This window comes from Corynebacterium sp. HMSC08A12, from assembly GCF_001807485.1.
GTDB classification, from domain to species: Bacteria; Actinomycetota; Actinomycetes; order Mycobacteriales; family Mycobacteriaceae; genus Corynebacterium; species Corynebacterium evansiae.
This window is the reverse complement of record NZ_KV789189.1, coordinates 92,672-117,275: the sequence shown is the minus strand read 5'-3', so window position 1 is coordinate 117,275 and position 24,604 is coordinate 92,672. Positions and strand designations below refer to the sequence as shown.

The 24,604-nt window shown below is 62.1% G+C and carries 16 protein-coding genes; 13 read left to right on the top strand and 3 right to left on the bottom strand.

Annotated features, from left to right (window positions below; translation table 11 throughout):
• Positions 1–11: 11 nt before the first annotated feature.
• The 4 genes from HMPREF3166_RS08735 to HMPREF3166_RS08720 are packed head-to-tail and all read left to right on the top strand — an operon-like array spanning position 12 to position 5,332.
• Positions 12–1,067, top strand: coding sequence for a choice-of-anchor M domain-containing protein (locus HMPREF3166_RS08735; protein ID WP_070488771.1), 1,056 nt, complete (start codon positions 12–14; stop codon positions 1,065–1,067).
• On the top strand, positions 1,064–1,783 hold the full coding sequence (locus HMPREF3166_RS08730) for an anchored repeat-type ABC transporter ATP-binding subunit (RefSeq protein ID WP_070488768.1): 720 nt from the start codon (positions 1,064–1,066) through the stop codon (positions 1,781–1,783). Before HMPREF3166_RS08735 ends, HMPREF3166_RS08730 begins: the two co-directional genes overlap by 4 nt.
• Positions 1,780–2,658 carry an anchored repeat-type ABC transporter permease subunit gene (locus HMPREF3166_RS08725; protein ID WP_070488765.1) on the top strand — a complete coding sequence of 293 codons (879 nt, stop codon included), beginning with the start codon at positions 1,780–1,782 and terminating at the stop codon, positions 2,656–2,658. The genes HMPREF3166_RS08730 and HMPREF3166_RS08725 overlap by 4 nt, the downstream gene beginning before the upstream one ends.
• The gene (locus tag HMPREF3166_RS08720) at positions 2,651–5,332 is read left to right on the top strand and encodes a choice-of-anchor M domain-containing protein (RefSeq protein ID WP_070488762.1); all 2,682 of its coding nucleotides are present in this window, start codon (positions 2,651–2,653) and stop codon (positions 5,330–5,332) included. Before HMPREF3166_RS08725 ends, HMPREF3166_RS08720 begins: the two co-directional genes overlap by 8 nt.
• Here the strand turns inward: HMPREF3166_RS08720 and HMPREF3166_RS08715 are convergent.
• Complete coding sequence (locus HMPREF3166_RS08715) at positions 5,329–6,249, bottom strand: esterase/lipase family protein (protein WP_070488759.1); 921 nt, start codon at positions 6,247–6,249, stop codon at positions 5,329–5,331. The genes HMPREF3166_RS08720 and HMPREF3166_RS08715 overlap by 4 nt on opposite strands.
• Positions 6,250–6,717: 468 nt before the next feature.
• Between HMPREF3166_RS08715 and rplJ the strand changes: the two genes are divergently transcribed.
• The 6 genes from rplJ (at position 6,718) to HMPREF3166_RS08685 (ending at position 17,223) form a co-directional block, all read left to right on the top strand.
• Positions 6,718–7,233 carry a 50S ribosomal protein L10 gene (rplJ, locus tag HMPREF3166_RS08710; protein ID WP_005292022.1) on the top strand — a complete coding sequence of 172 codons (516 nt, stop codon included), beginning with the start codon at positions 6,718–6,720 and terminating at the stop codon, positions 7,231–7,233.
• Positions 7,234–7,327: 94 nt separating this feature from the next.
• Complete coding sequence (rplL, locus tag HMPREF3166_RS08705) at positions 7,328–7,714, top strand: 50S ribosomal protein L7/L12 (RefSeq protein ID WP_005292020.1); 387 nt, start codon at positions 7,328–7,330, stop codon at positions 7,712–7,714.
• 195 nt (positions 7,715–7,909) lie between these two features.
• The gene (locus tag HMPREF3166_RS08700; protein WP_070488756.1) at positions 7,910–8,962 is read left to right on the top strand and encodes a cell envelope lipid trafficking protein PgfA; all 1,053 of its coding nucleotides are present in this window, start codon (positions 7,910–7,912) and stop codon (positions 8,960–8,962) included.
• Positions 8,963–9,251: 289 nt separating this feature from the next.
• On the top strand, positions 9,252–12,764 hold the full coding sequence (locus HMPREF3166_RS08695; RefSeq protein ID WP_070488754.1) for a DNA-directed RNA polymerase subunit beta: 3,513 nt from the start codon (positions 9,252–9,254) through the stop codon (positions 12,762–12,764).
• Between the two features lie 134 nt (positions 12,765–12,898).
• Entirely contained in the window at positions 12,899–16,870 is a 3,972-nt protein-coding gene (locus HMPREF3166_RS08690; RefSeq protein WP_035003013.1) for a DNA-directed RNA polymerase subunit beta', read from the top strand.
• Positions 16,871–17,028: 158 nt separating this feature from the next.
• Positions 17,029–17,223 (top strand): DUF4236 domain-containing protein, encoded by a 195-nt coding sequence (locus HMPREF3166_RS08685; RefSeq protein WP_034986220.1) that lies wholly within the window; start codon positions 17,029–17,031, stop codon positions 17,221–17,223.
• On the opposite strand, the gene HMPREF3166_RS08680 is transcribed toward HMPREF3166_RS08685, so the two are convergent.
• Both HMPREF3166_RS08680 and HMPREF3166_RS08675 read right to left on the bottom strand, forming a co-directional pair.
• Positions 17,220–19,637 (bottom strand): ATP-dependent RNA helicase, encoded by a 2,418-nt coding sequence (locus HMPREF3166_RS08680; protein WP_070488751.1) that lies wholly within the window; start codon positions 19,635–19,637, stop codon positions 17,220–17,222. The genes HMPREF3166_RS08685 and HMPREF3166_RS08680 overlap by 4 nt on opposite strands.
• A gap of 40 nt (positions 19,638–19,677) precedes the next feature.
• Positions 19,678–20,706, bottom strand: a complete 1,029-nt coding sequence (locus HMPREF3166_RS08675; protein WP_053088964.1) for a hypothetical protein — start codon at positions 20,704–20,706, stop codon at positions 19,678–19,680.
• A gap of 422 nt (positions 20,707–21,128) precedes the next feature.
• On the opposite strand from HMPREF3166_RS08675, the gene rpsL reads away from it, so the two are divergent.
• The 3 genes from rpsL to fusA all read left to right on the top strand — a co-directional run bounded on the left by rpsL (position 21,129) and on the right by fusA (position 24,333).
• Complete coding sequence (rpsL, locus tag HMPREF3166_RS08670) at positions 21,129–21,500, top strand: 30S ribosomal protein S12 (protein ID WP_034986217.1); 372 nt, start codon at positions 21,129–21,131, stop codon at positions 21,498–21,500.
• Positions 21,501–21,503: 3 nt separating this feature from the next.
• The gene (gene rpsG, locus HMPREF3166_RS08665; protein WP_005291999.1) at positions 21,504–21,974 is read left to right on the top strand and encodes a 30S ribosomal protein S7; all 471 of its coding nucleotides are present in this window, start codon (positions 21,504–21,506) and stop codon (positions 21,972–21,974) included.
• A 244-nt stretch (positions 21,975–22,218) separates the two neighbouring features.
• Complete coding sequence (gene fusA, locus HMPREF3166_RS08660) at positions 22,219–24,333, top strand: elongation factor G (RefSeq protein WP_035003018.1); 2,115 nt, start codon at positions 22,219–22,221, stop codon at positions 24,331–24,333.
• Positions 24,334–24,604 lie beyond the last annotated feature (271 nt).

Below are 24,604 nucleotides of genomic sequence, written 5' to 3'. Positions count from 1 at the left end.
TCAAACAGAACATGCGAAACACACGGATCAGGAAGTCCTGTCTAGCTCCCGCGGCCGCCGCACTGCTGGCCGGGGGAGTAGTAGTGGCGGGAGTGCCGGTGGCCCCGCCGGTCGCAGTGGCGCAGGCACAGGAGCCAGCACAAGGCCAGGCACAAGACCCGGCGCTACAGCAGACCGTGACGGACAAAGAGCAGCACGCTCCCGCGGGAACCTCGCACGTGTTTACCCGCGGCCACGCGGACCTCGGCATGCGCCTGGACGGCGGCGAGCTGGACGTGCAGCTGCGCGACGATGCGGAGGAAAAGCCCATCTGGCGCGTGCTGGACGATGTGGTCTTCGATGTCTCCGACAAGGCCAAGCAGCAACTCCCCGCCGATGGTGGATACGAGTTCACCGGTGCGCAGCCCGGCCAGGAGGTATGGGTCCTGCCACAGACCGAGGTGCAGGGCGTGCCGTGGCTGGGCTGGAACACGCAGTCTCCGGCACTGATCGCCCAAGCCAACCGTGGCGTGACCATGGAGTACCTGGGCCACCAGGGCCCTGGCCAGATGAGCATGTTCTTGCAGGCCGGCGGCTTCGAACAACCCCAGGAGCTGTGGAACTCCGCGCAGCCCACCCCTCAGGACCTGTGGGTGGATCTGAACACGCACACCCACGCCAACTGGGTATTCACTGAGCCAGGAGTGCACCGAGTGGCCATGGGTGTGCGGGTGAAGTTGAAGGACGGTTCCGAGAAGACCACCACGAAGGTGCTGAACTTTGCCGTGGGGGTGGACCCTTCCGAGGCGCAGAACTCCAGCTGGGAGGGTGAGCTGCCGAAGGCAGGTGCTGCCGGTTCTTCTGGTGACGCCAACAGTTCCAACCCCAACAATTCCGCCAACGCCGCAGATGCGAATGCCAACAGCTCCGGCGAAGGCTCCGAGGGCGGCAACTCCGCCCTGCCGTGGATCCTGGGCGGAATTGGCGTGGTTGTCGTCGCACTGCTGGCTTTCGGTTTCCTCTCCCTGCGCAAGGGCGCCAAGGAGCGCAAGCGGATCGAGGATGAACTGTGGGGTCAGCTGAAGTGACCGCACTGCAGATCGCGGATCTGAGTGTCCGGCTGTCCGGGCGCCAGATCCTGACCGATGTGAACCTCGAGGCGCACCCCGGTGAGCTAATAGGGCTACTCGGCCCCAACGGAGCAGGCAAGACCACCCTGATGCGCAGCATCTTGGGGCTCATCCCGCGGACCAAGGGAAGTGTCAAGGCCGCGAGCGTGGGCTATGTTCCCCAGCGCCACGAGTTCGCGTGGGACTATCCCATCGACGTTCGCCACACCGTGCGGAACGGTCGCGCGGGGCTGATTGGTCCGTTCCGTCGGTCGCGCCGGGCAGACTTTGCGGCCACTGCGCATGCGTTAAAGCGCGTGAACCTTCAGCACTTGGCGGACCGTCCCATCGGTCAGCTCTCCGGTGGGCAGCGCCAGCGCGTGCTGGTGGCGCGCGCCCTAGCTGTGGAGCCCACGCTGCTGTTGCTGGACGAGCCCTTCACGGGCATGGATTTCCCCAGCATCGAGTCGCTGGTGGAGATCCTGCAGTCCCTGGCAGCCGATGGCATGAGCATCCTGATGGTGACCCACGATCTGGCGCAGGCGGTGCACGTCTGCGATCGTGTGGTGCTGCTGAACGGTCGCGTGGTCGCCGACGGCGCCCCGGACCAGCTGCAGAACCCCGAACCGTGGATGGAGACTTTCGACGTTCGCCCGGATTCGCCGCTGTTGCGGGGAGTGGGGTTGGTATCGTGATTTCCTTTTCCCAGTTCCTCGCCGACCTGACGAACCCCGCCCTGGCCTTCCTGCCGAAGGCACTGCTGGTGGCTGTTCTCTCCGCCCTGGTATGCGGTGTGATCGGCACCCACGTGGTATTGCGAGGCATGGCGTTCATCGGCGATGCGGTGGCGCATGCCGTGTTCCCGGGCCTGGCCATTGCCTTCGCCTTGCAGTTCTCCGTGATCGCCGGTGGGGCGTTGGCCGGCGCCGTGGTGGCCCTTCTGATCGCCCTATTCTCGCAGCGTAGGCGTGTGAAGGAAGACACGATCATCGGCATTTTCTTCGCCGCGGCCTTCGCCCTGGGCCTGGTGGTGATCTCGAAGGTGCAGGGCTATACGGCCAGCCTAAATAGCTTCCTTTTCGGCTCGATCACGGGCGTATCCAATTCCGACATCATCTTCAGCGCTGTCGTCGGCGCGGTCGTGATCCTGGCCGTGGCGGCGCTGCACAAGGAGATCGTGGCGGTCTCCGTCGACCGCGAAACCGCCGCCGCCATGGGCATCCGCGTGCTGCTGATCGACGTGATCCTCTACCTCGCCGTCACCGCTGCCGTGGTGATGTCTGTTCGCACCGTCGGCAACATTCTCGTGCTCGCACTGCTGATTACCCCGGCCGCGGCAGCGCGACTCTGGACCGACCGACTGGTCGTAATGATGGCGCTGAGCGCCGTGATCGGCATGGTCGGTTCCTTCCTCGGCGTGTACGTGTCTTGGGCGATCGATGTGCCTACGGGCGCCACGATCGTCCTGGTTCTCACCGTTGTTTTCCTTCTTTCTTTCTTTGTGGCGACGCCCATTCGCGCCGCCCGACAATCCAACAACCCCTCACAGGTGGTAGCTACTGATGCATAAAAAGCATGAACTTTTCCAGCAGCTGGCCGAGCAGCAGCTAGCTGAGCTTAAGCGCAGTCAGAATAGGGCCGATCGGATGATGTGGGCTGCCAAGTCCACCCTGGCGGTATTGGGTGTGCTGGTGCTAACGGTGGTGGCCGGCGCCTGGAATGCGGCGTCACCACTTACCAGTGACCACCGCACCGCCGAGGTGTTGCAGCGAGCGCAAGCAACACCGACAGGGCATAAGCCTGGAACGACCAGCGACGGACCGACCGTCGGCAAGGACGTTAAGGATCGGGCAACCGGGAAAGCTCACGTGTGTGCGGGCAGAAAACTGCTGTACAACGCGCACGTGGATGCGGTGTACGGCACCTATAACAAGGGCAAGCCCGACGTGATGGTCGTCGACGGGCAGCAGCCCGTGCCCGCCGATGACGTCTGTCTGCGACTGGCGCCCGACGCGATTGATGGCAAGGAAGCCTCCCGCATCAAGGTGCCGAACAAGAAGGCGCTGTCCTTCCTAGGCAAGCCCGGCACGGTGCTGTGGCATGCCCCGCAGAACGCGGACTTCACTAACCAATGGCGCCCGATCTGGGCGGGCCTGGGTGCTTTTGACCCGGCACACGAGATCGAGGTGCCAAAGGATTTCGCCGAGCCAAATCTCCACTTCCATATGAAGAAGTTCTCCGGCCCCGGCGACATGGAGGTTTTCTTCCACAACTCCGGTACGCCTACCCCGGAGCGCGTGCTGTCCACCAAGGGCGGTTTGAAGGACTACGACTACGAGGTCGGCGGGCACGGACACTTCGGTTGGACCTTCTCTAAGCCGGGGCTGTATCAGCTGACGATGCAGTGGGACGTCAAGAAGAAGGACGGCTCTACCGTCAAGTCCGCAGCGCGCACCATCAACTGGCTGGTCGGCAGCGATAAGCAGGTGGGGCTGCCGGAGGGCACGACCACTGGGTTGAACGAGATCAAGAGTCCGATCGCGCCGCTGGAGCCGGGCAATCCTGGTGATCAAGATCAACCTGAAGAGCCCGAGCAACCCGAGCAACCCGAGCAACCTGGAGACCCTGAGCAGCCCGAAGACCCCGAGCAGCCAGGCGAGAATGAAACGCCAGGCGAAAACGAGACGCCGGGTGACGAGGAAGATCCGAGCGATGGCACCGACAAGCCAGCGCCGACGTGCGAAGCCCCTGAGGAAATCTCCGACGACGAGGTCCGTAGCGAGGTCAACGATGCCTTCGGTGAAGGGCAGGGGACAGAGCGCGCCGTGATTCCTAAGGGCCACATGGACATGGGCGTGGGAACCTCGGACGAATCTGACGCGGATCCGCACACCTTCCTGAAGGACGGATCCGATCCCGCGAATGTGCAGGAGCGCGAGTCCGGCAGCTTCATTTTCCTAGTCAACAGCCCGAAGGCCAAGGTTGGAGTCCCGCAGGATTACCAGGAGGAACTGGGGGAGACCGCATACGCACTTCCGCAGGCACAGCGGGAGAACCCGAACGTCCCGTGGCTGGGCTTTTCCACCGAGCACCTGAACTCGGCTAAGCAGGGCGTGGACGTGACCATCAAGGACTTTGAAGGTCCCGGTCGCATGGTGACTCTGTCGGACAATGGGTTGGGTAGTGTCAGCCTGCGTCTGGATTCCGAGCACCGTGAGCACAAGGTCAGCTATGCGGTTGGGGCGCACGACCATCAGCAGTTCCTCTTCACCAAGCCGGGCGCGTACCGCGTAGTCTTCCGCTACCAGGGCACTGCTGTGGACGGCAAGAAGTTCGATAAGGAGCTAGAGACCTTCTTCGTCATCAAGGATTCGTGCGGGGACGATACGGGCAGTGGGAAGTCTGGCCTGGAGGAACTCCAGGAGTTTCAGAAGCACCTAGACAGCGAAAACGCGAAGCTCGGCAAGTACATGGACGAGATCGTCGGTGGCATCGAGGCGCTGCGCGGAAACCGCAAGGCACAGCAGAATCCTTCCACCGGGGCGGCTGGTGGTGCCGGCACCGGAGATTCCACGGCGGCCGGCGCCGCTAGCAACAACTCTGCCGGCAAGAGTTCTGGTGCAGCACCCTCCGGTACCAGCGCCGCATCGGATAACCACGGCACGGCTAGTGGAGCCGAATCCACGGGGGCTGGTTCCAGTGGTTCTGCCGGCTCGAGTAGCTCCGACAGTTCATCTGGGTCTGCCGGCGGCGCTGCGTTAGCAAATGGTGGCGCTTCTGCTGGCGCCGCGGATGCAGGTTCTGCTGACACCGCGGACGGAGCTTCTGCTGGTGCTGCGGTCGCAGACGGTGGCGAAATAGAAGCCGAGGCCGAGGCTGTGGAAGGCGAAGCAGGCGGTGCCGGTGGCATCCATCGCATCAACGCCGCCCAAGGGCAGCAGAATGCAGACGGGGCTGCAAACACGAATGATGCGCAGAACGTAGACACCGAGAAAACCGCCGTAGAGTCCTTTATAGATTCCCTTACCGGCGGTGGCTGGACGACCGGCTTCCTACTGGGGCTCGGCCTGATGGGGCTACTCGGCGGAGCCTTGCTCTTCTTTGTTGCGGCCCGCAACATGCAGCGTGCCCATACCCTGCAACTGCTGCAGGCCTACCGGGAAATCAGTCGCGACCGTGCTGAGCAAGCCTATGCAGAGGGCATCGCAGACGAAGAGGTTTGGGACGGTGAGGAGTCTCGCTAAGCTCGCCGCCCCGGCAGCCGGAACTCGCCCATCATAGGAAGCACCACTCCGCGCTTCAGCGGATGGGCGGCGCGGTAAGTAGCCGGGCCGTCTTCTCCCGGTTCCAGGGCCTCCAGAATCAGATCGACCACACGCGGCGAGTACAGCATCGCCAGGTGGCCGGAAAGATCCAGCGGGTTGTTGTCCTGCACGCTCAGGTTGCGCACCCGCGCGCCCTCCCCGGCGACCATCACCTGCTTCAAACGAGGAGTGGCAATACCGTCGTACTTCGCGGTGATCATCGTGTAGTCCACGCCCGGGGTGGTATCCCCATCGCGGTTCAGGTGTTCACCAAACTCGCTGCCGAAGCGCTGGTCGATCGCTGCGCCACCCAGGAACTTCTCCAGGAACCCCGCGAGCTTGTTATTCGGGTCGATTTTGTCGCCCAGGGTCGAGATGCCGGACAGGGTGGTGCCGTGGTGCGCAGGGCCCACGCCCACCAGGCGATCCACCTTGTTGCGCGCCACATCCGCCCGGTCGGCGCCGCCGGAATCGGAAAGGTACAGCCGCGCCTGCGCCACGCCCTGCGAGTGGCCGACCAAGTTCACCTTCTTCGCACCCGTGCGCTCGATTACCTCGTCGATGAAGGCCGCAACCTCCTTCTGGGAGGTGCGCAGGAAGTTGTTGGCGTACACGCCCGGCGCCTTGCCTGTAAAGGCAGACCGGTCTTTGCCGTAGTTCACGGCAAACACTGGGTGACCTGCCGCAATGAGGTGCTTGGCCACGTAGTCCCACGTGTTATATGCGTTGAGCCACGTGCCGTGGATCAGTACCGTCGGCGTCTTACCTTCTAGAGGTGTGTCCCACTTATTGACGCCCTCCGGCAGTGGATTGTTGCTTCGTAGACTGGATAGGAACTTCGGGATGAATGCGTCCATGAACCCCAAGGCTAATCAAACTCGCAGCCCCAGTTTTGGAAACGAAATAATTTCTCGCGCAGGGTGGCGTCAAAAATAAAGAACAGCGATTTGGAGGAAAGGGAGGCAGGGGTGTAACCTCCTTCGAGGAAGTTTGACTAGATCAACAACGAGATCAGCAACGTCAAGTTTTCACCGAAGACCGTCGGTCATCACCGTCCGCGCGAACCTTAACAGGGGAGAGTGGGCAGGAGATTGAAGGATCATCGTCATAGATGACGGCCCACGCAGGTAACACGATTAGACGTTCGGATCGGATTCCAGCCCTAGAAAGCCGGGGATCCTACGAATGCGCCTTGTGCTTCTTGCGTAAAACGCCGGAAACGCGAGGCGCTTTGTCGTTTATGTGCAGTGTTGCCCTTCAACAATGATCGTCGGTGGACGTACTGCAAAAACGTACACCGTAAACATCAGGAAGGAGGCGAGAGTATGGCTAATCCGAAGAACACCGCTTCGCTGGAAGAGCTCAAGGCACGCTTCGAGCAGGCACAGTCCACTCTGTTGACCGAGTACCGTGGCCTGTCCGTGGCTGAGACCACCGAGCTGCGTCGCGCACTGGGTTCGGACGTTACCTACTCCGTCGCCAAGAACACCATGATCAAGCTGGCTGCACGCGAAGCTGGCATTGAGCTTGATGAGTCCCTGCTGACCGGTCCTACCGCAATCGCATTCGTCAACGGCGAGGCCGTGGACGCTGCGAAGGCCATGAAGGACTTCGGCAAGGATCACAAGAACTTCGTGATCAAGGGTGGCTACATGGACGGTGCCACGATTGATGCCGCTCAGGTTGAGGCAATCGCCGAGCTGGACAATCGCGAAACCACGCTGGCCAAGCTGGCCGGTGCCATGCAGGGTTCCTTGGCAAAGGCCGCAGGCCTGTTCAACGCACCAGCATCCCAGGTGGCACGCCTGGCCGCTGCACTGCAGGAGAAGAAGGAACAGTAAGTTCCCTCCGCTCATACATAAGACATAAAACACTTTGCCGGCCGGGTCGCCAACACTTTCCGGCCCACCGGCGCAACTACGAAAGGATGCCATCATGGCTAAGCTCACCAAGGACGAGCTCATCGAGGCTTTCAAGGAAATGACCCTCATCGAACTGTCTGAGTTCGTTAAGGAATTCGAAGAGGTCTTCGACGTCACCGCTGCTGCTCCGGTTGCTGCCGTTGCTGCTGCTCCGGGCGCTGAGGGCGGCGCTGCTGCTGAGGAGAAGGACGAGTTCGACGTCGTTCTGGAGGACGCAGGCGCTAAGAAGATCGGCGTTATTAAGGTTGTCCGCGAGATCGTCTCCGGCCTGGGCCTGAAGGAGGCCAAGGAGCTGGTTGAGGGTGCTCCGAAGGCTCTGCTGGAGGGTGCTTCCAAGGACGACGCTGAGGCTGCTAAGACCAAGCTGGAAGAGGCTGGCGCAAAGGTCTCCCTCAAGTAAGCTCGCCTTACTTCCCGCGCTTCGGTCTAGTGCCGAATGTGCAGGCAAATCAAAGCCGCTGGGAATCACATTTCGTGATTTCCGGCGGTTTTTTGTTGTCTTGCTACGCTTAAGTGACGAATATCGAATCGTGTGCCCAGTTCTCCGGGCGCACGGGTAGCTAAAACTGATCTAATCGCAGATGGTGGCAGAGAAGTGACGAATAAAAAGGGCTCCGGCAAAGGCCTCTACATCCTGGGTGCGCTCGGTGCGCTGATTGGCGTAGCGCTGATCACTGTGGGTGTCATGCTCCCAAAGGTTGTATCGAACGACAAGGCCGTGCCTCTAGACCTGGCCGCGACAACGCTTACCCTGAACGACCCCGCGGCGGTCATCGGCCCGAACTACCAAGGGCTGGACGGTAAAGAGGACGTGACGGCGCCGGTCAACCGCCAGTTCAAGATCACGCTCGAGGAGCCCGCCACCGATGAGGAAGCCAGTGCGCGCGTCGGTGTGACCACCGCCCGCACGGACGTGGAGGACGACCTGGAATCGCTGCTGGACGCGCAGGTCTGGAGCTTTACCGTGGATCGCCGTACGGGCGAGGCGAAGGGTAATGCGAAGGTCTCGGACACGCCCGCCACCCCGGCTACCGACGGCGAGATCGCCGGTTACTGGGCCAAGTTCCCGCAGGGTACTGAGCAGCGCTCTTACGACTATTTCGATATGACGCTACGTCGCGCGCTGCCTGCGGAGTTCACCGGCACCCGCAATGTCACCACCGCTGACGGGCGCGAGCACGAGCTGTACGTCTTCCGTCAGGAGATCCCGGCAACCTCCGTGGCCAAGGAGTATGCGGGAGTGCGCAACACCATCACCGTTGAAGGGGAGGATGGCAAGCCGCAGCGCGCTCAGCTGTTCCACGAAGGCTGGCGCGAGCTGGCGGTAGAGCCGAAGTCCGGCCTGCTGGTGAGTGTGGAGGAGAACGTGAAGGACACGTACCGCGACGACTCCGGTAAGGACGTGCAGAACCTGCTGCAGTTCCACGGCAAGACCCCGCAGCGGGTGACGCAGTCCATGCTGGATCAGGCCATGGAGGTCAGCGGGCAGCGCCACACCGATAAATGGGGGGTTGCATTGATTGTCGCGGGTGTTATTGTGGCAGCAGCATCCGTGGTGTTGGTCCTGTGGCGACGTGCCAAGCGCAGGGCCGAGCGTAGGGCTGAGCGTCGGGCGGGGGAGCCTGAGAGTCAGGTGGAGGAAGCCTAGACATTCGCGCAGCCATGCTATAGGATAGTTCGTTGCGCTGGATTTGATTTGTTGAGCTATCGGCTACAACGAAACGACTACAAAGCTACGCAGAAGTGATGTGAAGACATTACGCATGAAGCAGACTTTGCCAAACGAGCCAAAAAGGCCATTTGACAAGGTCGTTTAGTCGTTTCTGCGTGGGGATAGTTTGGCAGGGAAAATCCAACTAAATCGACCATCACGAGACCGTACACACACAATCACGGCCGCGCACTACAGCTCCACCACGTAGCGCCCGACCGATGTTGTGCTGGAAGGACCCATCTTGGCAGTCTCCCGCCAGACCAGCTCAGTGGCCGGAATTCCCGGAGCTCCGCAGCGACACAGCTTTGCGAAGATCGACGCTCCGATTGAGGTTCCAGGCCTTCTTGACCTCCAACGAGAGTCCTTCGCTTGGCTCGTTGGCACGCCTGAGTGGCGTGCCCGCGCCCAAGCAGAGGCAGGGGAGGACGTCCGCATCATGAGCGGACTCGAGGAGATTCTCGAGGAGCTTTCTCCGATCGAGGACTACTCCGAGAACATGTCCCTCACCCTGTCCGAGCCCCGCTTCGATGACGTGAAGTCCACCATCGACGAGGCGAAGGATAAGGACATCAACTACGCGGCACCGCTGTACGTGACCGCGGAATTCACCAACTCCATGTCTGGTGAGATCAAGTCCCAGACGGTCTTCATCGGTGACTTCCCGATGATGACCGACAAGGGCACGTTCATCATCAACGGCACGGAGCGTGTCGTTGTCTCCCAGCTCGTCCGTTCCCCGGGCGTGTACTTCGACGCCTCCATCGACGCCTCCACCGAGCGTCCCCTGCACTCCGTGAAGGTGATCCCTTCCCGCGGTGCATGGCTCGAGTTTGACGTGGACAAGCGCGACACCGTCGGCGTGCGCATCGACCGCAAGCGTCGCCAGCCGGTCACCGTGCTGCTGAAGGCCCTGGGCCTGACCACGCAGGAGATCACCGATCGCTTCGGTTTCTCCGAGCTGATGATGTCCACCCTCGAAAAGGACGGCGTGGACAACACCGACGAGGCCCTGCTGGAGATCTACCGCAAGCAGCGCCCGGGTGAGTCCCCGACGCGCGACTCCGCGCAGGCTCTGCTGGAGAACTCCTTCTTCAAGGCGAAGCGCTACGACCTGGCCAAGGTCGGCCGCTACAAGGTCAACCGCAAGCTGGGCCTGGGCGGCGATACCGATGGCGTGATGACCCTCACGGAAGAGGACATCCTGACCACCATCGAGTACCTGGTGCGCCTGCACGCCGGTGAGAAGTCCATGACCTCCCCGGATGGCACCGAGATCCCGATCGATACCGACGACATCGACCACTTCGGTAACCGTCGTCTGCGTACCGTCGGCGAGCTGATCCAGAACCAGGTTCGCGTGGGTCTGTCCCGCATGGAGCGCGTTGTGCGTGAGCGCATGACCACCCAGGATGCGGAGTCCATCCCCCCGACCTCCCTGATTAACGTTCGCCCGGTCTCCGCGGCTATCCGCGAGTTCTTCGGGACCTCCCAGCTGTCGCAGTTCCTGGACCAGAACAACTCCCTGTCCGGCCTGACCCACAAGCGCCGCCTGTCTGCGCTGGGTCCGGGCGGTCTGTCCCGTGAGCGCGCCGGCCTGGAAGTCCGCGACGTTCACCCGTCTCACTACGGCCGCATGTGCCCGATTGAGACGCCTGAGGGGCCGAACATTGGTCTGATCGGCTCCCTTTCCTCCTACGCTCGCGTGAACCCGTTCGGCTTCATCGAGACCCCGTACCGCAAGGTTGTGGACGGGCAGATCACCGACGAGGTCTACTACTTCACTGCGGACGAAGAGGACCGCCACGTGATTGCTCAGGCGAACACCCCGTTCGACGAGAATCACCGGTTCACCGAGGAGCGCATTGAGGTTCGCCTGCGCGGCGGCGACGTGGAGGTCGTCCCGTACACCGAGGTGGACTACATGGACGTGTCGCCGCGACAGATGGTTTCCGTGGCAACCGCTATGATTCCGTTCCTCGAGCACGACGATGCTAACCGTGCACTGATGGGTGCCAACATGCAGCGTCAGGCTGTGCCGCTGCTGCGCTCCGAGGCCCCGTTCGTGGGTACCGGTATGGAGCTGCGCGCTGCTTATGACGCCGGCGACATGATCATCGCGCCGAAGGCAGGCGTGGTCGAGTACGTCTCCGCCGACTACATCACCGTCATGGATGACGAGGGTGTGCGCGATACCTTCATGCTGCGCAAGTTCGAGCGCACCAACCAGGGCACCTGCTACAACCAGACTCCGCTGGTGGACGAGGGCGACCGCGTTGAGGCCGGCCAGGTTCTGGCCGACGGCCCGGGAACCGACCACGGCGAGATGGCGCTGGGCAAGAACCTGCTGGTTGCCTTCATGCCGTGGGAAGGCCACAACTACGAGGACGCCATCATCCTGAACCAGCGCATGGTTGAGGAGGACGTTCTGACCTCGATCCACATCGAGGAGTACGAGATTGACGCCCGCGACACCAAGCTGGGTCCGGAGGAGATCACCCGCGACATTCCTAACGTGGGCGAGGATGTCCTGGCTGACCTGGACGAACGCGGTATCGTCCGCATCGGCGCGGACGTCCGCGACGGCGACATCCTGGTCGGTAAGGTCACCCCGAAGGGTGAAACCGAGCTGACCCCGGAAGAGCGCCTGCTGCGCGCCATCTTCGGCGAGAAGGCCCGCGAGGTTCGCGATACCTCCATGAAGGTGCCGCACGGCGAGACCGGTAAGGTCATCGGCGTTCGCGTGTTCTCCCGTGAGGATGACGACGACCTGGCCGCAGGCGTGAACGAGATGGTTCGCGTCTACGTCGCCCAGAAGCGCAAGATCCAGGACGGCGATAAGCTCGCCGGCCGCCACGGCAACAAGGGTGTTGTCGGCAAGATCTTGCCGCAGGAGGACATGCCGTTCCTGCCGGACGGTACTCCGATCGACATCATCCTGAACACCCACGGCGTGCCGCGTCGTATGAACATTGGTCAGGTCCTCGAGGTGCACCTGGGCTGGCTGGCTAAGGCCGGTTGGAAGGTCGACACCGACTCTGAGGATCCGAAGATCCAGAAGATGCTGGAGACCCTGCCGGAGGAGCTGTACGAGGTTCCGGCGGACTCCCTGACCGCCACCCCAGTGTTCGACGGTGCTTCCAACGCGGAGCTGTCCGGCCTGCTGCGTTCCTCGCTGCCGAACCGCGACGGCGAGCGCCAGGTCGACGACTTCGGTAAGTCCAACCTGATCGACGGCCGCTCCGGCGAGCCCTTCCCGTACCCGGTTGCAGTGGGCTACATGTACATGCTGAAGCTGCACCACCTGGTCGACGAGAAGATCCACGCTCGTTCCACTGGTCCTTACTCCATGATTACCCAGCAGCCGCTGGGTGGTAAGGCACAGTTCGGTGGCCAGCGCTTCGGTGAGATGGAGGTGTGGGCAATGCAGGCATACGGTGCCGCCTACACCCTGCAGGAGCTCCTGACCATCAAGTCCGACGACGTGGTTGGTCGTGTGAAGGTGTACGAGGCGATCGTGAAGGGCGAGAACATCCCGGATCCTGGTATCCCGGAGTCCTTCAAGGTCCTTCTGAAGGAGCTGCAGTCGCTGTGCCTGAACGTTGAGGTTCTGGCCGCCGACGGCACCCCGATGGAGCTGTCCTCCGACGATGACGATGAACTGGAGAACGCTAACGCGGCTCTGGGCATCAACCTGTCCCGTGACGAGCGTCCGGATGCTGACATGGACGTCAGCTAGGGCGTTGACGACCCTAAACATCTGACTTTCGTACATTCGCCGTATTTTCGGCGCCTGAGCCCGACAAACAACACAGCTTCAGGCGCCGTAACTACCCAAAGCCCTCCGGAAAGAGGAGGGGAAAGGAAGTCCACGTGCTGGACGTCAACTTTTTCGATGAGCTTCGCATCGGCCTAGCGACTGCGGACGACATTCGTCGCTGGTCCCGTGGCGAGGTCAAGAAGCCTGAAACCATTAACTACCGCACCCTGAAGCCGGAGAAGGACGGCCTGTTTTGCGAGCGCATTTTCGGCCCCACCCGCGACTGGGAGTGTGGCTGTGGCAAGTACAAGCGCGTGCGCTACAAGGGCATCATCTGTGAGCGCTGTGGCGTTGAGGTGACCAAGTCCAAGGTTCGCCGTGAGCGCATGGGCCACATCGAGCTGGCCGCGCCTGTTACCCACATCTGGTACTTCAAGGGCGTGCCCTCTCGCCTGGGCTACCTGCTGGACCTGGCTCCGAAGGATCTGGAAAAGATCATCTACTTCGCCGCCAACATCATCACCTCCGTGGATGAGGAGGGTCGCCACAACGACCAGTCCACCCTCGAGGCAGAGATGCTGCTGGAGAAGAAGGAAGTCGAGCAGGAGCGCGATGCGGAGCTGGCCGACCGTGCCAAGACTCTCGAGGACGACCTGGCCGAGCTCGAGGCAGCTGGCGCCAAGAACGATGCCAAGAAGAAGGTCCAGAACGCAGCCGACCGCGAGATGCGCCACATCCGCGAGCGCGCCGAGCGCGAGATCGACCGCCTGGACGAGATCTGGAACACCTTCGTCAAGCTGGCTCCGAAGCAGATGATTGTGGATGAGAACATCTACAACGAGCTGGTCGACCGCTACGAGGATTACTTCACCGGCGGCATGGGTGCAGAGGCCATCCAGACCCTGATCCGTAGCTTCGACCTCGAGGCCGAGGCCGAGTCCCTGCGCGAGGTCATCCGTGACGGCAAGGGTCAGAAGAAGCTGCGCGCTCTGAAGCGCCTGAAGGTCGTCGCCGCGTTCCTGCGTTCCGGCAACGACCCGGCAGGCATGGTTCTGGACTGCATCCCGGTTATCCCGCCGGAGCTGCGCCCGATGGTGCAGCTGGACGGTGGCCGCTTTGCGACCTCCGACCTGAACGACCTGTACCGCCGCGTAATCAACCGCAACAACCGCCTGAAGCGCATGCTGGACCTCGGCGCGCCCGAGATCATCGTGAACAACGAGAAGCGCATGCTGCAGGAGTCCGTCGACGCACTGTTCGACAACGGTCGTCGCGGCCGTCCGGTTACCGGCCCGGGCAACCGTCCGCTGAAGTCCCTGTCTGACCTGCTGAAGGGCAAGCAGGGCCGCTTCCGCCAGAACCTGCTGGGTAAGCGTGTGGACTACTCCGGCCGTTCCGTGATTATCGTTGGTCCGCAGCTGAAGCTGCACCAGTGTGGTCTGCCGAAGCTGATGGCCCTGGAGCTGTTCAAGCCGTTCGTGATGAAGCGCCTGGTGGAGAAGTCCTACGCGCAGAACATCAAGTCCGCCAAGCGCATGGTGGAGCGCCAGCGCCCCGAGGTGTGGGACGTGCTGGAAGAGGCCATCGCCGAGCACCCGGTGATGCTGAACCGTGCACCCACCCTGCACCGCCTGGGTATTCAGGCCTTCGAGCCGATCCTGGTCGAGGGTAAGGCCATCCAGCTGCACCCGCTGGCCTGTGAGGCCTTCAACGCGGACTTCGACGGTGACCAGATGGCTGTTCACCTGCCGCTGTCCGCAGAGGCGCAGGCCGAGGCCCGCATCCTGATGCTGGCTTCCAACAACATTCTGTCCCCGGCATCCGGTAAGCCGCTGGCTATGCCGCGTCTGGACATGGTGACCGGCCTGTACTACCTGACCCTGCTGAAGAAGCCGGAGGAGTTCGGCGGCCAGGGTGCCTACGCACCGGCCACCGAGGAGGGTCCGGCGCAGGGCGTGTACTCTTCCCTGGCCGAGGCGATCATGGCTTACGACCGTGGCGTGCTGGGCCTGCAGGCTCCGATCCACGTGCGTATCAGCCACCTGCGCCCGACCGCGGAGATCGAGGCCGAACTGTTCCCGGATGGTTGGCAGCGAGGCCAGACCTGGCTGGCGGAGACCACCCTGGGTCGCGTGCTGTTCAACGAGCTGCTGCCGTGGAACTACCCATACGTAGAGGGCGTCATGGCGAAGAAGCCACAGGCTTCCGTGATTAACGATCTCGCGGCGAAGTACCCGATGATCACCGTGGCGCAGACGGTGGACAAGCTGAAGGATGCCGGCTTCTACTGGGCAACCCGCTCCGGTGTGACCATCACCATGCACGACGTGCTGGTTCTGCCGAACAAGCAGGAAGTCCTGGATAACTACGAGGCCAAGGCCCGCGTTATCGAGAAGAAGATGGCACGCGGCAAGATCAACGAGGCCGAGCGTTACCAGTCCCTGGTTGACCTGTGGAAGGAAGCCACCGACTACGTTGGTCAGTCCGTCGAGGACCTGTACCCGGATGACAACCCGATTCCGATGATCGTGAAGTCGGGTGCTGCCGGTAACATGCGTCAGATCTGGACCCTGGCCGGCATGAAGGGCATGGTTACGAACTCGCGCGGTGAGTACATCACCCGCCCGATCAAGACCTCCTTCCGCGAGGGCCTGTCCGTGCTCGAGTACTTCAACAACTCCCACGGTTCCCGTAAGGGTCTGGCCGATACGGCACTGCGTACCGCCGACTCGGGTTACCTGACCCGTCGTCTGGTGGACGTGGCGCAGGACGTCATCGTGCGCGAGGACGACTGTGGCACCAAGCAGGGCGCTGTCATGCCGGTGGCCGTTCCGGTTCTGGACGCCGAGGGCAAGCCGACCGGTAACTACACCGCGGCGGACTTCGTCGAAACGTCTGTTCTGGGTCGTTACCTGGCTAGTGACGCCACCGCCTCCGACGGCACCGTTATCGTCGCCGAGGGCAATGTCGTTGGCGAGGGCGAGCTGCAGGCTCTCCTCGAGGCCGGCGTGGAGGAAGTAAAGGTCCGCTCCGTGATGACCTGTGCTACCAACACCGGCGTGTGCTCCACCTGCTACGGCCGTTCCATGGCGACCGGCAAGAAGGTGGAGATCGGCGAGGCCGTTGGTATCGTCGCCGCCCAGTCCATTGGTGAGCCGGGTACCCAGCTGACGATGCGTACGTTCCACCTGGGTGGTGTCGGTGGCGACATTACCGGTGGTCTGCCGCGTGTTCAGGAGCTGTTCGAGGCCCGCGTGCCGAAGGCGAAGTCCCCGATTGCGTCGGTGGACGGCAAGGTCCGCATCGAGGACGACGACAACTTCTTCACCCTGACCATCGAGCCGGACGACGGCTCCGACGATGTGGTCTACGAGAAGCTCTCCAAGCGCCAGGGCCTGGCAACGCTGGGCACCGGTGGCGTGGAGCGCCCGATCCGCGACGGCGACCACGTGAAGATGGGCCAGCAGCTGCTGAAGGGCGCTGCCGACCCGCACGAGGTTCTGCGCGTGATGGGCCGCCGTGGCGTGCAGCAGCACCTGATCAACGAGGTCCAGAAGGTCTACCGCGATCAGGGTGTGGCCATCCACGACAAGCACATCGAGATCATCGTGCGCCAGATGCTGCGCCGCGTGACCGTCATCGACTCCGGCTCGACCGAGTTCCTGCCGGGCTCCCTGGTGGACCACGCAGACGCAGTGGCTGCTTCCAAGGAGGCCGTCAAGACCGGCGGCCGTCCGGTAGAGGTTCGCGCCGAGATCATGGGTATCACGAAGGCCTCCCTGGCCACCGAGTCCTGGCTGTCCGCCGCCTCGTTCCAGGAGACCACTCGCGTGCTCACGGACGCTGCTATCAACAAGCGTTCTGACAAGCTGATCGGCCTGAAGGAGAACGTGATCATCGGTAAGCTGATCCCGGCCGGTACGGGTATTTCCCGCTACCGCAACATCAGCGTGGAGCCGACGGAGGAGGCCCGCGCAGCGGCTTACTCCCTGCCGTCCTCCTTCGGTGATGGCTTCTACGCCGACGACACTTACGGCGAGTTCACCGGCGCTGCCGTGCCGCTGGACGACATTGATCTGATGTAGTTCGGATCTGCTGCATGGTTGCCCGCAACTGGCGGGCGGCCAGCAGCCTTTAGCGGGCGCTTCCCCTTGTACTAGAGGTCTTTTGCTTAAAGACCTCGTACTGCGGGCGGCGCCCGCTTTTGCGTGTCTATGGCATGCGGTGCTCTATGATGTGCTGCATGGGTATGATGTTTCGCAATTCCAAGAACTTCGGTCCGTTCCGCATTAACACCTCTTCCGGGGGCGTAGGTGGATCCACCCGCGTTGGGCCGATGCGCATTACGCAGCGCGCTGATGGCCGCCAGTCCGTGACAATCCGTACCCCGATCCGCGGTCTGAACTTCACTAAGACCTTCGGCAGCAAGCGCCGTTAATTACCCAGCGCCCGCTTTGTCTTCTTCGTCGCCGTCGCCGACCACGGATCCTCGGGCCACGGGTGCTTCGGATAACGCCCGCGCATGTCCTTACGCACGCCCTGGTAGGGGCCATCCCAGAAGCTCTTCAGATCGTCGGTGACGGCCAGCTCGCGGCCCGCTGGCGATAGTAGGTGGAACAGAACTTTTTTCCCTGCGATGGTGGGGGAGTCCGCCAGGCCAAAGCATTCCTGCAGCTTGACGCGCACAATCGGCCGCCCTGTTTCGTAGTGAACCTTCGGAGCTGATCCGCTGGGTACTTCCAGTCGTTCCGGTGCGAGCTCGTCCATCTGCCCTGCCTCGGGCCACGGCAGTTGGCGCATGATCGCCTGGTAAGCGTTGATGTCGGCGATCCTTTCGCCCGCCACGACCCGCTCGGCCTCGGGCGTGTAGTCGCCTGCCGCCAGGTCCGGCCACGGTTCGCCGAGCTGCTCACGGAGGTAGTCGACTCTTTCTTTTATTCTTGACGCCCCCTCCGTCATCTGTAGCCACCCAAGCCCCTTGGCCGCCAAGGCCGCGATGGCCTGGGTTCTCTCTTCTGCACCCAGCTGGTTTATGGAGACTGGGGTGCTGGATAGCTCGATGGCTCCGAGGTGGCAGGTGCGCCGCGCGCGGAGCTTACCGTCGGCGATGCGCGCGGTGACGTCCTCCCGTACTTGCGTTAGGTCCGGTTCGCCTAGCCGGGCGGCTGCGCGGATCAGGGGAGTGCGGCCCAGCTGGACCTCCGCCACTGCCAGCCATTCGGAGCCGCCGAGCGGTCGGCGCAGCTCCGGCGCGAGGGTGGCGCGGGTGCCGGAGGCCAGCAGATACTCGACATCCTCGCCGCTACCTCTGGCGCTGCCAGCGCTGCGGCTGCCGCTATCCACTAGCTTTGCAACGCGGTCGGGGTATGCGGAGGCTACAACCTCGCCGGGAGTGGCCGGGCCACGGTCGTCCACCATCCGCGCGAAGCGGCGCACCTCGGAGGCCTGCGGCTTCGCCTCGGCGAGGTCCCCCTGCAGGCCAATCGACAGCGCGGCAACAACCTCGGCAGCGCCTGAGCCGTGCGCCAGCAGTGCCGCCCCGAGGCGCGGGTCGGCGGGAATGCGCGCGAGCTTTTGACCCGTCGCGGTGATCGCGCCGTTCCCGTCCAGCGCGCCCAAGGCGTGCAGCTCCCGGTTGGCTTCGGTGAGGGTCGCGGCCGGAGGGGCGTCGAGAAGAGAAATATCGGGCGAACCCCAAGCAGCGAGGGTCAGGGCGGCGGCGACGAGGTCCGACGAGAGAACCTCCGGGGTGATGTCCGGTGCGAAGTGGGAATAGTCGGCTGCGGAGTAGGCGCGATAGACCTGTCCAGGGCCGAGGCGACCGGCACGGCCGGCACGCTGATCGGCGCTGGCTTTGGAGGTGGAGGTGGTGACCAGGCCAGTCATGCCGCGAGCTTGATCACGGCGGGGAGTACGGGAAAGACCAGCGTCGACGACCGCGTGCACGCCGGGGACGGTCAGCGAGGATTCGGCGATGGAGGTGGCGACGACGATGGGGGAGCGGCCGGTCAGGGCGGCATCTTGTTCGCGTGAGTTCAGGCCGCCGTGGAGCGGGGCGGAATCGGGCAGGTGAGAGCTCACCCAGTCGATCTCCTTGCGGCCGGGCACGAAGACCAGCGTGCGGTGGTCAGGATGGCCGGAATCAAGATGGTGCGAGTGAGCCTGCAGGGCGAGGTTCGCGACGTGCCGGTAGAACGCGGGCGAGCCCTGGGCGCGCTCGGGATGCGGGTGGTATGTGACCTCGAGCGGATGGGTGACCGCTGGGGTGGAGACGACCTGGGCGCCCATATAGTCGGCGAGCTTCTGCGTGTCGACGGTAGCGGACATTGCGCAGAGGTAGAGCTCCCCGGCGGGGTCGCCTTCGCGCAGCAGTGCGACTTCCTGGCACATGGCGAGCACGAGGTCAGAATCCAGTTGGCGCTCGTGGACTTCGTCGATGAGTACCGCGCCCACGCCTTCGAGTGCGGGGTCGGCCAGGAGGCGGTTGAGAAGCACACCGGGAGTGACGAATTCCACCAGGGAGCCGGGGTGGTGTTCTCCACGGATGCTGTAGCCGACGCGGTCGCCTACGCGGGAGCCGTCGAGGTGGGCGAGGCGCCGGGCGGCGGCGCGGACGGCCACGCGGCGAGGCGCGGTGACCAGAACTTTCGGCGGTGCAGCTTCGTCGGCTTCGGGAGCCGTGCCTGCTTGGGACTGCAGGATGCTGGACAGTGCAGGCGGAACGAGGGTTGTCTTACCAGTACCAGGGGGTGCTTCCACCACCAGTGGGCCGCGCTCCGGGATGCGCGGTAGAAGCTCGGCGGCGGGCAGGCCGTCGCCGATGATTGCTAGGTCGAAAGGGGGAGGAAACATCGGGATGATTGTAGGCCATCCCGATGTCTTCGCTCTGGTTCTAGTGGAAGAACTTCATCACGCAAGAAATCAGGACTCCCAGAACCCCGGCTCCGAAGAGGGAGAGCCAGAAAGTCTTCTGGGTTTCCTTTCCCTCATCCGACTTGTCGATGCCGAAAATCTTCTGGAAGAAGGAAAGAATGCCTTCCTTGGAAGAGCCGCTAGGCGACGACCCTGGGTTTTCCGGCTTGCCTGGGTCTTCTGGCTTGCCTGGATCCTCCGGCTCCGGCTTGTTTGGATCCTCCGGCTTCGGCTGGGGATCCTCCGGCTTACCTGGGTCTTCCGGATTTGGTTCGGGGTTCGGCTCTGGATCTGGTTGAGGCTCTGGATTTGGTTCGGGGTTCGGCTCCGGATCTGGTTGAGGCTTCGGATTCGGTTCGGGGTTCGGCTCTGGTTCCGGGGCAGGAGCTGCCTTAACGTTGGTTTCATTCAGCTGCACGGGAGTGGTCATACAGTTAGTTGGCACCGTAGGCGCCAGACCAGAACTAGTACCCATGGTCAGGCTGATGATGTTGTCCGGGGCGCCAATGGTGACCTTCTGCCCATCCTTGGAACGTAGCGAGAAGGCAACTGGCTTCGCGGTGACTGTGATTTCATTCTTACTAGTCTTCGACGCAGAGAGAACGTTCGATATGCTCAGAACGCCATTTGCTAGGGTCACTCCCTGTGGAGAACCGACAAGTTCTGCATTTGGAGAAACTTGCAGACGCACAGTGCTGTCTTTCGCATTGACACTCTTAACCGCCCCAAACAGGAAGTTGGAGATCTTTGTCTCACCGGTTGTAACGTTCACCGGAATGTCTTTTCCAGTCTCAACTTCATTAGGCATATCGACAGTTACTGTGTTGCTAGTCTCAGCCGTCTTCTCGCCGAGTGCGTTGTAAGTGCATTTCAGCGACAAGTTCTTACTGGTGGACTGCGCAGTTGCCTGTGGTAGCAGAGAAGGAGCGGCTACACCGGTAGCCGAGAGTAGAAGGGATATTGCGGCTGCGCCGGCGACAACACCGCGGTTAATGCGAAGGCTCTTCATCGGGCCATCCTTAAAGTTAGAAGGAACGCCATACAGAGGTTTCTGTGGCAAAACTAAATCTAACATGAACGGCGGTCGCCGGATCCTTAATTTCGAAATCCAACCTCATTTTGGTTTCTCACGCACCGTGCTGTAATCTGACCGGCGTAGATTGTATTGTCTCCGCTGGTGCAGTGACGGCCACTAGCTAACCGAGTTAGCGCAGGCCGGTTGTGCAGCTGGGGTGCGATGCAGGGATCTCCACGTTATTGCGTGGGGTGATACACCACGGAAGAGGCCCCGTAAGGAAGAGCCCCTTATTTTTCGTGTGTGCAGATCCTTTTGAGATCCTCAAGCTACAGATGCTCAACCCGCAGGGCGGCCACTTCCGAAGTGGCGGTACTGCGCAACTGCACCGAAAAGAACCGAAAGAAAGTTCATCTATGCCAACTATTCAGCAGCTGGTCCGCAAGGGCCGCCACAGCAAGAAGTCCGAGGTTGCCACGGCAGCCCTGAAGGGCTCCCCGCAGCGCCGTGGCGTGTGCACCCGCGTGTACACCACCACTCCGAAGAAGCCGAACTCCGCACTGCGTAAGGTTGCCCGTGTTCGCCTGACCTCCGGTATCGAGGTTTCCGCCTACATCCCGGGTGAGGGCCACAACCTGCAGGAGCACTCCATGGTGCTCGTCCGCGGTGGTCGTGTGAAGGACCTCCCGGGTGTTCGTTACAAGATCGTGCGTGGTTCCCTCGACACCCAGGGTGTCAAGGACCGCAAGCAGGCACGTTCCCGCTACGGCGCTAAGAAGGAGAAGTAAACAATGCCACGTAAGGGTCCAGCACCTTCCCGACAGCTAGTCAAGGATCCAGTTTACGGCGACGTTCTCGTCTCCCAGCTGGTGAACAAGGTTCTCCTTGACGGTAAGAAGTCCACCGCAGAGCGCATCGTCTATGGCGCACTGGAGCAGTGCCGCGAGAAGACCGGCACCGATCCGATCCTCACCCTGAAGAAGGCTCTCGACAACGTCAAGCCGGCTCTTGAGGTTCGCTCCCGCCGTGTTGGTGGCGCTACCTACCAGGTTCCGGTTGAGGTTCGCCCCGGCCGTTCCACCACTCTGGCACTGCGTTGGCTGGTGACCTTCACCCGTCAGCGTCGTGAGAACACCATGACCGAACGTCTCGCCAACGAGATCCTGGACGCATCCAACGGCCTGGGTGCATCCGTGAAGCGTCGCGAAGACACTCACAAGATGGCAGAGGCCAACCGCGCCTTCGCCCACTACCGCTGGTAGCAGCGGCTCTATAGCCTCACCGCCCAAACTTCATATCGGGGTAGTGGGGCTATAGTTTTTATTGACCGCGTGAGGGCGTCAATAAACCCTCGACGCGACGTGACGGCACAAAGCTGGCACAATAGAACGAGTACATAATCGCCTGCGGCTTGCGGGGCTTTTTAAAGCACTTGAAGAACAACAATGTGAACAACATGGAAGTTCCGGCCAAGTCGCTCAACAACGAAATGAGCGGGGTAACCCAGTGGCACTTGAAGCGTTGACCGACCTGAAGAAGGTCCGCAACATCGGCATCATGGCGCACATCGATGCTGGTAAGACCACCACCACGGAGCGCATCCTTTTCTACACCGGCATCAACCGTAAGGTCGGTGAGACCCACGATGGCGCCTCCACGATGGACTGGATGGAGCAGGAGAAGGAGCGCGGAATTACCATTACTTCCGCCGCGACCACCTGTTTCTGGGAAGGCAACCAGATCAACATCATCGACACCCCGGGTCACGTGGACTTCACCGTTGAGGTGGAGCGTTCCCTGCGTGTTCTGGACGGTGCTGTTGCTGTGTTCGACGCCAAGGAGGGCGTGGAGCCGCAGTCCGAGCAGGTCTGGCGCCAGGCAACCAAGTACGACGTTCCGCGTATCTGCTTCGTCAACAAGATGGACAAGCTGGGTGCGGACTTCTACTACACCGTGCAGACCATCATCGACCGCCTGGGTGCAAAGCCTCTGGTGATGGCGCTGCCGATCGGTGCCGAGGATGATTTCGACGGTATCGTCGACCTGCTGAACATGCGCGCCCTGACCTGGCGCGGCAAGGTCGAGATCGGTACCGAGCCGACCTACGAAGAGATCCCGGAGGATCTGAAGGAGAAGGCTGAGGAGTACCGCGAGAAGCTCATCGAGACCGTTGCTGAGTCTGATGAAGAGCTGATGGAGCGCTACTTCGCCGGTGAGGAAATCACCGTCGACGAGCTGAAGGCACAGATCCGTAAGCTGACCATCAACTCTGAGGTCTACCCGGTTTACTGTGGCTCCGCCTACAAGAACAAGGGCATCCAGCCGATGCTGGACGCTGTGATCGACTTCCTGCCGAACCCGATGGATGTCGGCTCCATCGTCGGCCACGATCCGAAGGATGCGGAGGCCGAGAAGCTGCGTAAGCCGTCCAAGGACGAGCCGTTCTCTGCTCTGGCGTTCAAGGTTGCCGTTCACCCGTTCTTCGGCAAGCTGACCTATGTTCGCGTGTACTCCGGTTCCGTGGAGTCCGGTGCACAGATCACGAACTCCACCAAGGACAAGAAGGAGCGCGTCGGTAAGCTGTTCCAGATGCACTCCAACAAGGAGCAGCCGGTGGATCGCGCATCCGCTGGCCACATCTACGCCTTCATCGGTCTGAAGGACACCACCACGGGCGACACCCTGTGTGACGCTCAGGATCCGGTCATCCTGGAGTCCATGGACTTCCCGGATCCGGTGATCGAGGTGGCCATCGAGCCGAAGACCAAGTCCGACCAGGAGAAGCTGGGTACCGCCATTCAGAAGCTGGCGGAAGAGGACCCGACCTTCACCGTCAAGCTGGACGAGGAGACCGGCCAGACCGTCATCGGCGGTATGGGCGAGCTGCACCTGGACGTTCTGGTTGACCGCATGCGCCGCGAGTTCAAGGTCGAGGCGAACATTGGTAACCCGCAGGTTGCTTACCGCGAGACCATCCGCAAGCCGGTCGAGAAGCTGGAGTACACCCACAAGAAGCAGACTGGTGGTTCCGGTCAGTTCGCGCGCGTCATCATCGCGCTCGAGCCTTACGAGCCGGAAGAGGGCTCCGACCAGACCTACGAGTTCGTCAACGAGGTCACCGGTGGCCGCGTGCCGAAGGAGTACATCCCGTCTGTCGATGCCGGTATCCAGGACGCTATGCAGTACGGCTACTTGGCTGGCTTCCCGCTGGTGAACATCAAGGCCACCCTGCTGGATGGTGCTTACCACGAGGTTGACTCCTCCGAGATGGCCTTCAAGCTGGCTGGTTCCCAGGCACTGAAGGAAGCTGTTGCCAAGGCAAAGCCGGTTCTGCTGGAGCCGCTGATGGCCGTTGAGGTCATCACCCCTGAGGAGTACATGGGCGACGTCATCGGCGACATCAACTCCCGCCGTGGCCAGGTTTCCTCCATGGACGACCGCGCCGGCGCCAAGCTTGTCAAGGCTAAGGTGCCGCTGTCCGAGATGTTCGGCTACATCGGCGACCTGCGTTCCCGCACCGCCGGTCGTGCGAACTTCTCCATGATCTTCGACTCCTACGGCGAGGTTCCGACCAACGTCGCATCCGAGATCATCGCGGAGCGCACTGGCGGCAACGCTTAACCCTTAAAGCAAGACCCCAAGCAAGGTTCCTTTAGCTTTGTGACGCCCCCTCGGGCGCCCACCACCCCGGGCGCCTGTCGCGGGAACATCACGGGCCCAAGAGCCTTGCGGGGTAGGGGTCAGCACGGCGTAGCCCTGCGTCAATAAACAACCACATAGAAAACTTGATTACCCCAATGTTCGTGGGATTTTAGGTTTGCTCCCAGAGGCAAATTTTTCTACATGGCAAAAGTGACGTAGGATGCGGTGTGCTGGCCGTTACCCAGTTCGC